The organism is Pseudomonas sp. ACN8 (assembly GCF_002303925.1).
In the GTDB taxonomy this organism is placed as follows: domain Bacteria; phylum Pseudomonadota; class Gammaproteobacteria; order Pseudomonadales; family Pseudomonadaceae; genus Aquipseudomonas.
In genome coordinates this window covers 1-15,059 of the sequence record NZ_MRCS01000042.1, presented here as the reverse complement: position 1 = coordinate 15,059, position 15,059 = coordinate 1, and the positions used below count along the sequence as shown (strand labels likewise).

Annotated in this window: 13 protein-coding genes and 1 rRNA gene; 7 read left to right on the top strand and 7 right to left on the bottom strand. The window is 60.2% G+C overall.

What is annotated here, in order from left to right; genetic code table 11:
• The first annotated feature begins 130 nt into the window (after positions 1-130).
• From BSF44_RS21800 to BSF44_RS21790, 3 genes are all read left to right on the top strand, one after another.
• On the top strand, positions 131-1,549 hold the full coding sequence (locus BSF44_RS21800; RefSeq protein WP_095945259.1) for a short-chain fatty acid transporter: 1,419 nt from the start codon (positions 131-133) through the stop codon (positions 1,547-1,549).
• A 93-nt stretch (positions 1,550-1,642) separates the two neighbouring features.
• A complete protein-coding gene (locus BSF44_RS21795) occupies positions 1,643-2,815 on the top strand; it encodes a hypothetical protein (protein ID WP_095945258.1) in 1,173 nt (390 codons plus the stop codon).
• A 145-nt stretch (positions 2,816-2,960) separates the two neighbouring features.
• Positions 2,961-3,485 (top strand): lysine methyltransferase, encoded by a 525-nt coding sequence (locus BSF44_RS21790; RefSeq protein WP_095945257.1) that lies wholly within the window; start codon positions 2,961-2,963, stop codon positions 3,483-3,485.
• A 6-nt stretch (positions 3,486-3,491) separates the two neighbouring features.
• On the opposite strand, the gene can is transcribed toward BSF44_RS21790, so the two are convergent.
• On the bottom strand, positions 3,492-4,136 hold the full coding sequence (gene can, locus BSF44_RS21785) for a carbonate dehydratase (RefSeq protein ID WP_008046121.1): 645 nt from the start codon (positions 4,134-4,136) through the stop codon (positions 3,492-3,494).
• A 168-nt stretch (positions 4,137-4,304) separates the two neighbouring features.
• Here can and BSF44_RS21780 point away from each other — a divergent pair, with 168 nt between their 5' ends.
• Entirely contained in the window at positions 4,305-4,697 is a 393-nt protein-coding gene (locus BSF44_RS21780) for a serine kinase/phosphatase (RefSeq protein WP_095945256.1), read from the top strand.
• A 120-nt stretch (positions 4,698-4,817) separates the two neighbouring features.
• Here BSF44_RS21780 and rimI read toward each other — a convergent pair whose 3' ends face one another.
• Both rimI and BSF44_RS21770 read right to left on the bottom strand, forming a co-directional pair.
• On the bottom strand, positions 4,818-5,270 hold the full coding sequence (gene rimI / locus BSF44_RS21775) for a ribosomal protein S18-alanine N-acetyltransferase (RefSeq protein WP_007978046.1): 453 nt from the start codon (positions 5,268-5,270) through the stop codon (positions 4,818-4,820).
• A complete protein-coding gene (locus tag BSF44_RS21770; RefSeq protein WP_095945255.1) occupies positions 5,263-6,009 on the bottom strand; it encodes an energy transducer TonB in 747 nt (248 codons plus the stop codon). The genes rimI and BSF44_RS21770 overlap by 8 nt, the downstream gene beginning before the upstream one ends.
• 219 nt (positions 6,010-6,228) lie before the next feature.
• On the opposite strand from BSF44_RS21770, the gene mksB reads away from it, so the two are divergent.
• Genes mksB through mksF form a run of 3 tightly spaced genes read left to right on the top strand, consistent with a single transcriptional unit; the run spans position 6,229 to position 11,034 of the window.
• Positions 6,229-7,506, top strand: coding sequence for an Mks condensin complex protein MksB (mksB, locus tag BSF44_RS21765; RefSeq protein WP_172435383.1), 1,278 nt, complete (start codon positions 6,229-6,231; stop codon positions 7,504-7,506).
• Complete coding sequence (gene mksE / locus BSF44_RS21760) at positions 7,496-8,197, top strand: Mks condensin complex protein MksE (protein WP_095945253.1); 702 nt, start codon at positions 7,496-7,498, stop codon at positions 8,195-8,197. Before mksB ends, mksE begins: the two co-directional genes overlap by 11 nt.
• Positions 8,194-11,034 carry an Mks condensin complex protein MksF gene (mksF, locus tag BSF44_RS21755; RefSeq protein WP_095945252.1) on the top strand — a complete coding sequence of 947 codons (2,841 nt, stop codon included), beginning with the start codon at positions 8,194-8,196 and terminating at the stop codon, positions 11,032-11,034. The genes mksE and mksF overlap by 4 nt, the downstream gene beginning before the upstream one ends.
• 189 nt (positions 11,035-11,223) lie before the next feature.
• On the opposite strand, the gene BSF44_RS21750 is transcribed toward mksF, so the two are convergent.
• The 4 genes from BSF44_RS21750 to rrf all read right to left on the bottom strand — a co-directional run bounded on the left by BSF44_RS21750 (position 11,224) and on the right by rrf (position 15,053).
• Entirely contained in the window at positions 11,224-13,527 is a 2,304-nt protein-coding gene (locus tag BSF44_RS21750; protein WP_095945251.1) for an intermembrane transport protein PqiB, read from the bottom strand.
• Complete coding sequence (locus BSF44_RS21745; RefSeq protein WP_095945250.1) at positions 13,520-14,143, bottom strand: paraquat-inducible protein A; 624 nt, start codon at positions 14,141-14,143, stop codon at positions 13,520-13,522. Before BSF44_RS21745 ends, BSF44_RS21750 begins: the two co-directional genes overlap by 8 nt.
• Positions 14,130-14,789 carry a paraquat-inducible protein A gene (locus BSF44_RS21740; protein ID WP_095945249.1) on the bottom strand — a complete coding sequence of 220 codons (660 nt, stop codon included), beginning with the start codon at positions 14,787-14,789 and terminating at the stop codon, positions 14,130-14,132. The genes BSF44_RS21745 and BSF44_RS21740 overlap by 14 nt, the downstream gene beginning before the upstream one ends.
• Positions 14,790-14,937: 148 nt before the next feature.
• Positions 14,938-15,053 (bottom strand): 5S ribosomal RNA (rrf, locus tag BSF44_RS21735).
• Positions 15,054-15,059 lie beyond the last annotated feature (6 nt).

Genomic DNA, 15,059 nt, shown 5'->3' with positions numbered 1-15,059 from the left:
TAGACCAAAGTCCCATGGCCACGAAACAGCCCCGCAAAAAACCTCGGTTTGAATTAATGTTGGCGTCTGTCCAGACGGGCGGTTACTGCCCCGAAGACCAAAACAAACATAAAAATCCGAGGTACCCCCCGTGGCCGTTGATATCGAAGATAGCCGCTCCGCCCGCTTTGCCCTGCGCTGCTCAAGTTTTGCCGAACGTTGGTTCCCCGACTCCTGGGTGTTTGCTGCCCTGGCGGTGATTGTCGTGGCGTTGGCCACCATGGCGATGGGTGCCAAGCCCACCGATGCCGCGATGGCGTTCGGCGATGGTTTCTGGAGCCTGATCCCCTTCACCATGCAGATGGCCTTCGTGGTGATCGGCGGTTATGTGGTCGCCAGTTCGCCGCCGGCGGTGAAGTTGATTGACCGTCTGGCCAAACTGCCGAAGAACGGCCGCTCCGCGGTGGCCTGGGTCGCACTGATCTCGATGGTCGCCTCGTTGCTGAACTGGGGCCTGTCCCTGGTGTTCGGTGGTTTGCTGGTGCGCGCCCTCGCCCGCCGCACCGATCTGAAAATGGACTATCGCGCCGCCGGTGCCGCCGCCTATCTGGGGCTTGGCGCGGTGTGGGCCTTGGGCCTGTCGTCGTCGGCAGCACAATTGCAGGCCAATCCGGCGAGCCTGCCGCCGTCGATTCTGTCGATCACCGGGGTGATTCCATTCACTCAGACGATCTTTCTCTGGCAGTCCGGCGTGATGTTGCTGGCCTTGATCGTCATCTCGCTGATCATTGCCTACGCCACGGCCCCTGGTCCGAACTCGGCGCGTGATGCCAAGGCCTGCGGCGTCGATCCGAGTTTCAACCTGCCGCCGCTGCAACCGCGCACCCGTCCCGGCGAATGGCTGGAATACAGCCCGCTGCTGATGATCCTGCTGGTGCTGCTGGCTGGTGGCTGGCTGTTCCACGAGTTCTCGACCAAGCCGGCCATCAGCGCGATTTCCGGGCTGAACACCTACAACTTCCTGTTCATCATGCTCGGCGCGCTGCTGCACTGGCGTCCGCGCAGCTTTCTGGACGCCGTGTCCCGCGCGGTGCCGACCACCACCGGCGTGTTGATCCAGTTCCCGCTGTACGGCTCGATCGCCGCTCTGATGACCACGGTCAAGGGCGCCGATGCGCAGACCCTGGCGCACCACATCTCGACCTTTTTCGTCAGCATTGCCTCCCACGACACCTATGCCCTGCTGATGGGCGTGTACTCGGCGATCCTCGGCTTCTTCATTCCGTCCGGCGGCGGCAAGTGGATCATCGAAGCGCCGTACGTGATGCAGGTGGCCAATGACCTGAACTATCACCTGGGCTGGGCGGTACAGATCTACAACGCCGCCGAAGCCTTGCCGAACCTGATCAACCCGTTCTACATGCTGCCGTTGCTGGGCGTACTGGGCTTGAAGGCGCGGGACCTGATCGGCTTCTCGTTCGTGCAGTTGCTGGTGCACACGCCACTGGTGCTAGTGTTGTTGTGGGCACTGGGGACGACGCTGGCGTATTTACCGCCGGTAATGCCGTAACCAAAAAAAGGGCCGGTATTGATATCGGCCCTTTTTGTTTCGCCCTGTCTGTTTCAATATCCGCTGGTCTTATACGCTGAAAAGGATCTGAGCATGTTCAAACTCGCGGCACTCACCCTCGCAGCCCTCACCCTGAGCACTACCGTCCACGCCGATGTCAATTTGAAGCTGGGCACTACCGAACGTGTTACCCGCCTCTTCGCCTACCCCAACAACTGCAACGTGATCTGCTTTCGCAACTGGACGCTCGAGCAAACCGTCGAGCATTACCTGACCCAAAGCGTGCAGCGTGATGGCTACACCGAGGCGAAGGTTCTGATCAAGACCGATAACAATCAGCTTTATGCCGAAATCAGCGGCGTACCCGCCGGTTATGAAAAGCCCCTGGCCGCGCTGCTCGACGCCGGTGACCTGGCCTATAACGGCGCCAGCAAACTGAATGCCGATGGCAAGTGGGCGTACAGTTGGTATCTGTTCCTGCCGTTGGGTATGGCCCTGGAAAACCGCAAAAGCGTCGAACTGCTGCACTTCCCGCCAGACTATTCGCTGACCCAGGCCCAGGATTACCTGAGGTCCGCCACCACGGATCGCTGGGCCACGCTGCTGACTGTCAACGGCATCCCGGCCGGGCAGACGCCGGGCTACCAGACGATCATCGACATCGCCCCGATTGCCGCGCCGTCCAACGCGGGCAAGGACCTCGAAGGCGTCTACGACTACTTCAAGGATTACCAGACCACCATGGTCAAGGAAGTCAGCCTGAGCGCCAGCGGCGCAGCGCTGCCGATGGTCGCCTTCGGCGCGCCGGTACGTAACTGGATCAAAGAGCAATACGGGCAGACGGTGAACGTGTTGAGTCTGGCCCTGATCACCCCGGACAACGGCGTGAAAGTCCCCGTGTTGGGCTCCAACCACCCGAGCTACATTTGGTATGCCGCCGATCCGGCAAGCTATACCGGCAGTGACGCCCAGGCCAAGGCCGATGCCGCAGGCCTGAAAGTCATGGGCCAGGACTTGAGTGCTGCGTGCTGGCAGGCCGCCATGGGCCGCCAACCGGACAGCAATCCGGACGTTGAGCTCAATACCTGCAGACAAACCTGGCAAGTGGCCCAGAAAGAAAAAACCTGCGAACTGTTCTACACCTCGATCCGTAACCTGTCGCCCCAACAGGCTGTGGGTAAATGCGCGACAGCTTCGATCGTGTCCCAGCTCAAACAACTCAAGGCCCCGGCGCCAACCACGGCAAAACCTGCTCCGCCGTTGTAATCCGATGAACGGCGGTCAAATCTGTCACTTATGACAGTAGACCGCCCGTAGTATCTGCGAGAGGCTTGAGCTGAACTCATGTGCCGCTGTGCTGACAGGAACGTCGGCACAAGGAAGTCGCAGCACTCAGCAGACAGGGATCGTTATGAAAGCTCACGCCCCTCAACGAAAACGCCCGCAACCGCCGCAAGGTGTTTACCCCTTTTCGGAGCTGCCCGTTCACCTGGGATTTCCGTCCCTGGCCGACTTCGAGATCATTGAAAACGCCAAGGGCGAAGCCACGGCTGTTGCCGCACGGCGCGAGTTCCCGCGAATCACCCGTCTTTGCCGGGCGTCGGGGCACTTGCTGCCCTATCGCTGCCGGCATACCCGTCAACTCGCCCCGGGTGTGCACGTCTACGACCCGCGCTTCTGCGGACTGTTGCGACACTCCTGCGACCCCAATGTCTTTCTCGACTTGAGCGAGTTGTGGTTATGGACGCTGAAGGACATCGGCCAGGGTGACTGGCTGACCATGGACTTCGCCGCCAGCGAAGACAAACTGCAACGCCAGTTCGCCTGCCAGTGCGGCTCATACGAGTGCCGAGGCTGGATCACCGGCTACGATGAGGAGCCGAACGCCGACGGCCAGCTGTTTTTGCAACAGTGGCGTCGGCGAAGTCGGTATTGAAGGGTTTCACAGAGGTTCGAACGGACGCAGGCGGTACTGCGGCGGCAGTTGCTCGAAACCGCTGATGGTCGCGTTCAGGCTCTTCCAGCGACCATCCTTGATGCCGTAGATGCAGCCGTGGATCGACAGGCTCTGCCCACGGTGCCAGGCGTTTTGCACAATGCTGGTGTGCCCGACGTTGGCTACCTGCTGGATCACGTTGAGTTCGCAGAGGCGGTCGACGCGCTCTTCTTCGGTGGCGTATTTGGCCAGTTCTTCGCGTTTTTCATAATAGAGATCGCGAATCGAACGCAGCCATCCGTCGATCAGGCCGAACTGGCGATCCTGCATCGAAGCCCGCACACCGCCACAGCCATAGTGGCCGGTGACCAGAATGTGTTTGACCTTGAGTACATCGACGGCGTACTGAATCACCGACAGGCAGTTGAGGTCGGTGTGCAGCACGACATTGGCCACATTACGGTGTACGAACAGATCGCCCGGCAGCATGCCGACGATCTCGTTGGCCGGTACACGGGCGTCGGAACAACCGATCCACAGGAACTCAGGGGTCTGTTGGCGAGCCAGCTTGGCGAAGAAGTCAGGATCTTCCTCCTTGATCGCAGCGGCCCAACGCTCGTTGTTATCAATCAGATCTTGTAATTCGTTCATGCTTTGAAGCCTCAAGAATGATGCGCATCTTTGACTGACAACCGTCTGTCGGGGTCACGCGCGAAATGCAGATGCTCTCCTGATCCGGAACACGGGGCTCCATGCCGGTGGAATTCTCGGTAGCCAAGTAGGTCAACCGTAGTAAGGCCTACAGTATGAGGAATTACCATGAATGATTCACGACGTCCGTACGATGCGGCGCAACCGGAACCCGTCGATGACAACGAAGACCGCATGGGCTCGGTGCGCGAGCTGGACTTCGATGAAGAAGTGCCCGGCGCCAGAATCGGTGACGAACTGCCGGAAAGGGAGCGCGAGCAACTGATGCCTCGTCGGCGCGGACGTGAAGCGGGCCTGACCGGTGACCATCAACCGACCGACGACGACCTGAGCCCGGAAACCCTGATCCGTGAAGACGGCGCCCGGGATGCCCATGAAGCGGGCAATGATAGCCGCGCCGATTGGGACCTGAGCATCGTCGATGAGGACGATATTGGCGGAGGCGATGGTCTGGATGAGGCTGAACTGGCGCGGCGCGATCCTCTCGACAAAAAGCGTTGATTTTCAGTGTCTGAAAGATCGCCATCGTCGGATCGCCGCCCGGAGCAGGCTCGCTCCCACAGGTTTTATGTACGACACAAATCGCTGTGGGAGCGAGCCTGCTCGCGAAGCTTTTGAGGTTCAATCCACCAAAGTACAGGCCATGACCACCGCATCTTCGCGCCCGCCCACCGCCGGGTAGTAATCCCGACGCCGTCCGATCTCGTTGAAACCGTAACGCTCATACAGCTTGAACGCCGCGGTATTGCTGTCGCGCACTTCCAGGAAGCACTCCCGGGCGTCGGCCTTGTAAGCGATCGACATCAAATGCTCAAGCAAGGTCAGCCCCAGGCCGCGGCCCTGGTTTTCCGGCTTGACCGTGATGTTCAGCAGGTGCGCCTCGTCGAGGATGATCTGCACCACACCGTGGCCGACCTGCTGCTGACCTTCGAACATCAGCCAGATCTGATACTTGCCCAGGCCATCGAGGAAAATCCCGCGGGTCCAGGGGTGGCTGTAGGCCGCGTATTCGATTTTCAGTACGGTTTCCAGGTCCGCCTCGGTCATCGGGCGAAACGATACAGCGTCACTCATTCGATTCTTTCCAGCGCGCCATCAGCCGACGCATGGCTTGCCAGAGATCAGCCTTACGCTGTGGCTCTTCCATTAATAATTCCAGGCCCGGCACTGCCCAGGCCGAGCCCAGGCCTTCGATCTGCAACTCGCGATTGAACGCCTCGGCATCCGCCTCGCCGGCAAATCGCACCGCAGGCAGGCCGATCAGCCACAAGCAGGCGCAGGGCGTTTCTTCCATGCGCACCGAGAGAAAACCTTGCACGAAGTCGCGGGCCGCTTCCGGGCCCTGATCCATCGTGCCACGCACCAACAGCGGCCAACGCACCGGCTCACCGACGATCTGCGGGCTGTCCGGCAGACCGGCGGCGCGCAGCATGTCCTTGAGCAGCAGGTAGGCCGGATCGCGAGTCTGGAAGGATTCGCCTGTGGGTAACTCCACCAGCAGCAGGCAACGCCCGGCCCGCAGCAATTGCAGGGCGAAACGCGGCGGCGGCACGACCGGCGCCTTGACCACGACCGGAGCCTCTTCGGCCTCTTCCACCGGTTTGGCCCCGGTGCGCGTGCTCGCCAACGATGGTCGCGGTACTTCGATCTTCGCCCGCTCGGCCGGCTTGACCACAGGCGCCACGGGCGCCTGAGCCACAACAGCGGGCACGACAGGCGCGACTACCACCGGCTCGGGGATCTCCAGCAGCTCGGGCCGCGACGGCGCGGCAAAGGGCAATTCGGTGCGCGGCAGCCAGTTGACCACCTGCATGGCGGCCAGATAAGCGCGACGACGGGACTCGATAAGCAAAGGTCGGCCACTTGTGGATAACTAAAGTGCGCTGATTCTACCGCCGTTCGCTCAAGATCGCCCGCAGTTGATCGATGCACTTTACCGAAAAGAAGGCGACAGTCCGTCCCGGGATTGAATCGCATTGCCCCCGATGCAGTACAATCGCGGCTTTTAATCGCCAACCAGCCGGCCATTCCGATGATCGAACCCAAGCGCGTCTTGCGCGCCCTCGCTGAACACTGGGCACTTCTGGAGCCACTGTGCGAGCACTTCGACCAAGGCACACTGAGCCTGAACGAACTGCGCACGCAACTGGCCGCCCAGCAACTCGACAGTACGCCGCAGGACATCACCAGCCTGCTGGATGTGTGGATTCGCCTCGATATCCTGGTTCCCGTGGCCAAAAGCCCGAACCGTTTCGAGCTCAACGCGCAGATTCACGACTTCCTCGCCTACCTGCGTCGTGAACACCGCCTGGGCCTGTGCCTGGAAATCGAAGCCTACCTGCGTCACCTCGAGCGCCTGGCCGGTTATATCCAGGACGCGTTCGATATTCGCGACGGCAATGACCTGGCCCGCCAGTTGCGCCTGCTCGACATGCGCGTGCGTGACGTGCTGAAAAAACTCGATAACGACGAACAGGCCCTGGTGGCCGTCGCCGAACGGGCGAAAACCAGCGACCGGCAGATTCCGTTGCGCCAGCGTTACGCTGAAGTGCTGGCGACCTGGGACGAATACGTCGAGCCGATGATTGATCTGGTGAACGCCGACGGCGCCTTCGAACAAGGCGTGCGCAAGGTCGAAACCGTACTGCTGAAGATGCTCAGCGAACAGCAGCGTCTCGGCCACCTGGTCGACGACGACATGCTGCTGCGCACCCACGCGCGCATCCTCGAAATGCAGACCAGCGCCCAACTGACCCTGCGTCACGCCCGCGAGCTGCTGCTGCCGCTGCGTGAAGAAGCTCGCCGGCACAACGCCGTGACCCGTGGCGCCGCATTGGCCTTGTCGATGATCCGCCGCAAGGGCATCGACGCCGTGCCACAGGCGGCGATGCCGATGTTCACCCGTCCGCAGAGTACCTTCCTCGGCAGCGCCAGCCAGGTCGAAGCCTACGTCTACGCCTTGGCCCGCTTCGAGCCCAAACCTGCACGCTTCCCCAAGGCGCACAAGACCCAGAAAGGCGAAGCGCCACGAGCGCCACGCACCGTTCGGGAAATGCTCGAACGCTGCGAAGACGCCCTGCCGATGCCGGACCTGATGACCTGGCTGCTGGAGCAGGAGCCGGACGGCGCCACCGACGAATTGCTGTACTGGTTCTCGCGCCTGTCGCGGGAGAAACGCTTCAAGCGCGAGCGTCTGGAACGTCGCCAATACCATACTCACGAGCACCAGGTCAGCCTGCGCTCCTTCGCCCTGCTCTCGGTCAGTAACACCGCCGCCGAGGATTCTGCGAGCACTCCTTATGCATCTTGATCTATCCGAACTGTCCCATCTGGCACCGATCTTTCGCGAGCTGTTCAAGGGTTATCACGTCAGCCGCCGCGATCCGGAGCTGTACGCACAGTTGTCGAACTTTCAGGACCAATACCGCACGCTGTTCAAGGCCCTGGGCTTTGAACTGGTCTGCGATACCCGCGGTTTCTACTACTTCGTACCAGACCTCGCGGCGGCGGCGGTGAACAAGACCGCCCAGCGTCTGGCGCTGTTCACCTTCATCCTCGTCGAGCACCTGGCCGACCAGGGCCGCGACCCGATCTCCGTGCTCGATGGCGGCAGCCTCGGCCGCGATGAGCTGCCGTCGTTGCTGGAAAAGTACCGCGACCTGTTCATCCAGGCCGAAGTGCAGACCCAGGACGAGTTGGAAGAAAAGATCATGCGCCGCATGACGCAACTCGGTTTCGCCAGCGAAGAAAACGGTGTCTACCGCTTCCTGCCGCCAATGCACCGCTTCCTTGATGTGTGCCTGTCGGTGCAACAGGACCGCGACCTGGCCGCCAGCCTGCACAGCGTCCTGCCGTTGCCGGTGCCGGTACTGATCGACGAAGACAGCGACGAAAAACTGCTGCAGACCGACGATCCGCTCGACCTCGCAGAATTTGAAGACGAAAGCGAAGAAGACGCCCTGGCCCGCGCCATCGCCGAAGAACAGGAGCTCGACGCATGAGCAAGGAACGTTACGGCATCCGCCGCTTTGCCCTTTTGAACACCGCCGGCTACAGCCTCGGCCTGTTTCCGCTGGAAGAGCCGCTGTCGGTATACGGCGCGAACAACCTCGGTAAATCCGCCTCGATCAACGCCTTGCAGTTCCCGATCCTGGCGCGCATGTCGGACATGAGTTTCGGCAAGTACAGCCTGGAACAATCCCGGCGCTTCTACTTCGCCTCGGACACCAGTTACATCCTGGTGGAAGTGAACCTGCCCCACGGCCCCCACGTGATCGGTGTGGTCGGCCGCGGCCCGGGTGGCGGCTTCGGTCATCAGTTCTTTGCCTATGCCGGCAAACTGGACCTGGCCCACTACCAGAAAAACGACACCTGCCTGCGCCAGAAAGAACTGTTCACCAACCTTGAGCGCGAAGGCCTGAAAGCCTACGAACTCAAGCCGGACGAATTGCGCCGTTTGCTGGTCGGTGGTCACACCTCGATCCCGCTGGACCTGACGCTGATTCCATTGCGTTCCACCAGCGAGCAGAGCCTGAAGACCTTCCGCGCCCTGTTCATCAACCTGCTGCACATGCGCGAAATCACCGCGGCCAAGCTCAAGCAGCTGTTCCTCGATGCCTTCGAGCACAGCCTGCGGTCCGGCAGCGTCGATTACATTGCCGCGTGCGAAGAGGCGTTCCGCGATGTACGACGCATGGAGCAAGACTACAACTCGCTGGTCGCCGCCGGCCCGCTGGTCGAAGCTCTGGCCAACGGTGTGAAACAACGCGACATCCTGCGCGGCAAGCTGCACCGGATCTCGCCCCTGCTCGATTCGCTGCTGGGCACCTGGTCGGACTACGCCAGTGCGCGCAAGGAAGAGCTGACCATTCAGGCCGAGCACTACCGCAACGAACAGGACGCCCTGCAAAACGATCAGCGTGGTGGCACGCAGGAACTGATGCGCCTGGAGCGGGAAATCACCGGCATCCAGCGTTGGCTCGGCGAATTGTCGGTGCTCAAGCATCGCTTTGCCCTGGTCGATGACGTCAAGGTGCTGGAGCAACAGCTGCTCGCCGCCAAGGACGCCCATGACGAACTGGCCGGTGCATTGGCCCAGTCCCGTCAGTTCAGCGCCGAAGATCTGGAAGAGCGTCTGCGCGATCTGGAAAAACGCCTGAAGTCGGTCAGGCAGCAACTCGATCACGCCGACAACAACAGCTACGCCCGTCTGCGCGAAGAATTCTCGCAGCAGGACGTCGAGCGCCTGATGCGCCTGTTCAACAGCGCCCTGTTCAGTCTGCCGCTTGGCGAACACGGTATCACCCTCGACGAGAACGGCGACTGGGTGAAGTCCGTGGAACTGATCCTCGACGGCTTCAAAGGCGAACGCTTCGAAGTGCCGGGCCTGTCCATCGACATCTCCCACATCGAGCCGCCAGCGTTGCAGGCCCTGGCTGACCGCGCGGCGTTGCGCGACCAGAAGGAACGCCTGGACAAAGAACTCAAGCAACTGAAGACCCAGCAGGCCGTGGCCGCCGACCGCGCCGCGAGCAAGACCCAGACCGAAGCGCTGTACCAGCAAGTGCTGGATGCGCAGAAAGCCCTGGAAGACTTCCGCCGCGCGCAAACCCTGAGCGCCGAGGAAGGCGACAAACTGGAACAGTTGGCGCAGATGGAAGCCGCTCAGGACGAATTGAAGCGTTCCAGCGATGCCTTCACCGAGCGCGTCCAGCAACTGTCGGCCAAGCTGCAACTGGTCGGCCGCCAGATCGGCGACATGGAAGCCAAGCAACGCACTCTCGACGACGCCCTGCGCCGCCGTCAGTTGTTGCCGACAGACCTGCCATTCGGCACGCCGTTCATGGACCCGATCGACGATTCCATGGACAACCTGCTGCCGCTGCTCAATGACTATCAGGACAGCTGGCAAGGCCTGCTGCGCGCCGATGGTCAGATCGAAGCGCTGTACGCTCAGGTGCGCCTCAAGGGCGTGGCCAAGTTCGACAGCGAAGACGATATGGAGCGCCGCCTGTCACTGCTGATCAATGCGTACGCGCACCGCACCGATGAAGCCCTGACGCTGGGCAAGGCCCGTCGTGCAGCCGTGACCGACATCGCCCGGACCTTGCGCAACATCCGCAGCGACTACGACAGCCTCGAACACCAGCTGGCACTGTTCAACCGAGAGATCAACAAACGTCAGGTCTCCAACCTGCAAAGCTTCCGCATCGTGCTCGCGCCGAACAAGGAAGCGCTCAAGCACATCGACCAGATCATCCACAGCGCCGGTCAGTACGAAGAAGGCGAAACCCTGTCGGTCTTCGACCTCAGCCAAAGCGCCGAGCAGGACAACAAAAACGAAGAGGCCAAGGAATACCTGGCACGGCTGGTGGCGGCCAACCACAACCAGCTCGGCCTCAAGGACCTGTTCGAACTGGCGTTCGAGATCACCAAGGTCAACGGCCAACCGGTGATCCACACCGACATCGACGGCGCCGCTTCCAACGGCACCACCATGACCATCAAAGCGCTGACCAACATGTACTTGTTGCTGCACTTGATGGACCGTGACCAGGCCGGTCGTGTGCGCCTGCCGTACTACCTCGACGAAGCGGCGGACATCGATGAGAAGAACCAGGCCGCCTTGCTGGAAACCAGCCTGCAACTGGGCTTCGTGCCGATCCTGGCCAGCGTGAAGCCGCAGGTCTGCGCCAGTGTCGCCATCGACCTGGAAGGCGGCAGCGGCCCGGCCGGCATCTACATCGATGAGGCGGACTGGAAGTACATCCGTCGTCACGATCAGGTGAAGGCGACGGTCAACGAACAAGCGGATGAACCGGAGCTGGATGCGGTCTGAGGCTTGAATCGAAGGTAATGAAAAAGGCCGCGGTCCATTGGATCGCGGCCTTTTTTATCAACTTGTTTTTAGCCTTTCAGTGCGTTTGAAGGCCCCTTCGCGAGCAGGCTCCCACTTTAGATCGGCGTAAACGCAATCCATTGTGGGAGCGAGCCTGCTCGCGAAGACGGCAGCACAAGCACCATCAAACTATTTGCCGAGCGAAATCTTCGGCGCCCAGCCCAGCCATTCCTCTTCGAACTTGTCGAACAGCGCGAACGTCTGCTCGGGTCGCGCCGGGCTGCCCATGCGATCGCCGTCCGGCGTGGCAAAGGCGACACCGCCCTGAATCATCGTTTCCAGGGATTCAGTGCGCACCGTTGCACCTTTGAACAGACCGACATCGAAGTCGAAACCGCTGGTGTTCCAGAACCTTGTACCGCTGCGTACCAGTGGCGCGTACTTCGGCTCGATCAGGATATGGATCAGGACGCGATCAGCGGTCTGGCCCAGCTCATAACCGGTCACCTTGCCCACGGTGATTTCACGATACGTCACTGGCACGCCGGCCTTGAGCGAACCACGACGGGCCGCGCTCAACACCAGACTCAATCCCGCTTCCTGCTTTGCAGTTTCGGGAGCTGCGGCCAAAGCGACAAAGTTCTTCTGCGGTCCCAGGTTCTTCGGCGCCGGTTGCACCTCGATGTATTGCCCGGTCACCAGGGTTTCGAGGTTGGACGTCTTGATCAGGCCCAGCTCAGGCTTGACCACCCAGAACTGACTGCCGACCCGGGCGATGCGCTCCGGCACTTCGGTAATCCGCGCGGTCAGCAGCACCGATTGCAGATCGTCACTCAGGTCAACGTCCTCGATCTTGCCGACATCCAGGCCCTTGAAGCGAATCGGCGTACCCGTGCGCAAACCATCGGCGCGGTCGACCTTGATGGTGATCACCTCGCCCTTTTGCGTGGCGTCGTCACGGCTGGCGAACAAGCGGAAACGCGGAATACGTTTCTGTAGCGGCGCCTTGGCTTCCGGTGTTTCAAACGCAATACCACCGGCCATCAAGCTTTGCAGCGATTCACTTTTGACTTGAACCCCACCGGTCAGTCCGCCCGTGAGCGTGATCCCGCTGGCATTCCAGAAGCGCGTCGAGGCGTTGACCAGATCCTCGTATTCCTTCTCAATGTGCACACCGATGATCAACTGCTTTTTGGTGCGCGAGAACTGATAGCTCTGTACCGAACCGACCTTGACCTGCTTGTAGAGAACCGGGCTGCCGACTTCCAGCGAACCGAGATTTTCCGTGAACAACACCAGGTGCAGGCCGGGTGCACGCAGATCCAGCGGCGGCGCCTTGGCCCGTGCCGCAAACTCCCGTTGTGGTGCCGAACCCTTGTCGCCAGGCCGCACAGCGATGTAGTTGCCTTTGACCAACGCTTCGAGGCCGGTAATACCCGCCAGGGAAATAGACGGTTTGACCACCCAGAACTGTGTGCCCTCGACCAGATAATCCTCGGCCAGCGGATCCATCGTCAATTCGGCGGTGGCGCCGGACAGATCTGGATCGACCTTCAGCGCCTTGAGATTGCCGACCTGAATGCCTTTGTACATCACCGGCGTACGTCCAGCCTGCAAGCCTTCGAAGTCGCTGAGTTTGACCTTGACCCGGATACCGGCCGCCGCTGCATCGAAGTCTTCATACAGCCTGAATGGCAGGCTCGGGTCGGTAGGCGGGCTGTCCTTGCGGTTTTCCGGGGTGGCAAACGCAATACCACCGGCGACAATGCTGGCCAGGGATTCACTGCGAACCTTCACACCCGACAGATTAGCGTCGATGCTGATGCCACTGGCGTTCCAGAAACGCGTGTGTTTGCGCACCAGCTTGGCGTAGGTCGGCTCAATGAAGACCTTGAGCTCGACGGTGCTCTGGTCCTCGGACAACACATAGCTTTTGATCTGGCCCACTTTGATCTGTTTGTAGAACACCGGACTGCCACGGTTCAGCGAGCCCAGGCGGTCGGCCTTGATGGTCAAGTGCAGACCGGGCTGGGCATCGGAGAGCGGCGGTTCCTCGGCCAGGGCCTTGAACTTGCGCACGGGCTCGCCTTCCCCCGGGCTGATGGCGACATAGTTGCCTGAAACCAGCGTCTCAAGACCGGTAATCCCTGCCAGCGTCACGCTCGGCTTGACCAGCCAGAAACGTGTGCTGGTTCGCAAGTATTGCTCAACGTCCTTGTTCATTTCGATGCTGGCGATCACGCCTTTGGAGCTGCCTTCGTCATCGAGCTTGAGGCTTTTGACCTTGCCGACCGACATGCCTTTATAGACAACTTCGGTCTTGTTGGCCTGAATGCCCTCGCCGCTCTCAAATCGTACCTGAATCTGGATACCGGTCTCGCTATAGGCACGCCAGCCGAGCCAGCCGCCGATGATCAAGGCGATCAGGGGCAACACCCAAATGGCAGACCAGTTCGAAGCCGGTCGGGTTTTCGCTACAGGCAAATCAGTCATGGTCGTCGTCCGACTCCGTGTTATCCCAAATCAGTCGGGGATCAAAAGTTACCGCGGCAAGCATCGTCAGAATCACCACCGTGGCGAAAGCGATGGCGCCAAGATTGGCTTCGATGCTGGCAAGCCGTCCAAAATTCACGACCGCCACGAGGATGGCGATCACAAAGATATCGAGCATCGACCAGCGGCCGATGAATTCAATGAAACGGTACATCCAGATGCGCTGGCGAGCCGAAAGGGGCTGACGGCGCTGCACGGAAAACAGCAGCAGGGCGATGCCCACCAGCTTGAAGGTGGGCACCAGGATACTGGCGATAAACACCACGGCCGCTATGGGGAACATGCCGTAGTGCACCAACTCGATCACTCCCGCCATGATCGTGCTGGGCGCACCTTTGCCCAGGGAGTTCACGGTCATGATCGGCAACAAGTTGGCCGGTATGTAAAGAATGGCGGCGGTAATCAGCAATGCCCAGGTGCGCACCAGGCTATTCGGGCTGCGGGCATGCACCAGCGCACCGCAGCGCGTACAGACTTGCTCATCGGTATCAGCTTCCTGTCTGTTCAATTCATGACATTCCTTGCAAATCAGAATGCCTGCATCAATCGCCCGCATGCGCATCTTCTCCTGATAACGCTTGCCAGATCTGGTGAGGCGACATTACGACCTCCAGCCAGACTTGAATCAGCAACAAACCAATGAAGCACGCCAGGCCGAGGCCTACGGTGATGGCTGCCATATCTGCCAGTTTTACGATCGCCACCAGTACGCCCATGAAGTAAACCTCGAGCATCCCCCATTCGCGTATATGGTGATAAATGCGATAGAGCAACAAGCCGTAGCTGCGTCCGACATCGAAACGGATACTCAACAATACGGCCAGTTGGCACAGCAGTTTGAGCAGCGGGATCCCCATGCTGCACAGGAACACAATCACTGAAACGCTTTGCATGCCCGTGTCAAAAAGGGCGACAACGCCGCTCCAGACCGTGTCTTGCGAAGATTGGCCGAGTAGATGGAGCTGCATGATGGGTAAAAAGTTCGCCGGAATAAACAACAACAAGGCGGCGATGACCAGGGCAAGACTGCGCTGTACGACGTTGTACCGATTGGCATAAAGCTCGTAGCCACAGCGCGGGCACAGGGCTTTTTCGCCATGGGCGAGTTCTGGTTTACGCATGAGCAAGTCGCACTCATGACAGGCAACCAGATTTTCTAGTGGTAATTCTGACAGCCCTTGGGCGTCAACCGGCTCCGGCATAAGCGCTCTGACTCTGAAAAAGTTGGACCTATTCTAGTGTCCCGGGACAAAAATAACTGCGCCAATTTGTGCTTGATTGATCGTGCTTTTTTCTACGCCAAAAACAAAACCCCTACCTGCATACGCAGATAGGGGTTTCGGAATTTAATCTTGACGATGACCTACTCTCACATGGGGAAACCCCACACTACCATCGGCGATGCATCGTTTCACTGCTGAGTTCGGGATGGGATCAGGTGGTTCCAACGCTCTATGGTCGTCAAGAAATTC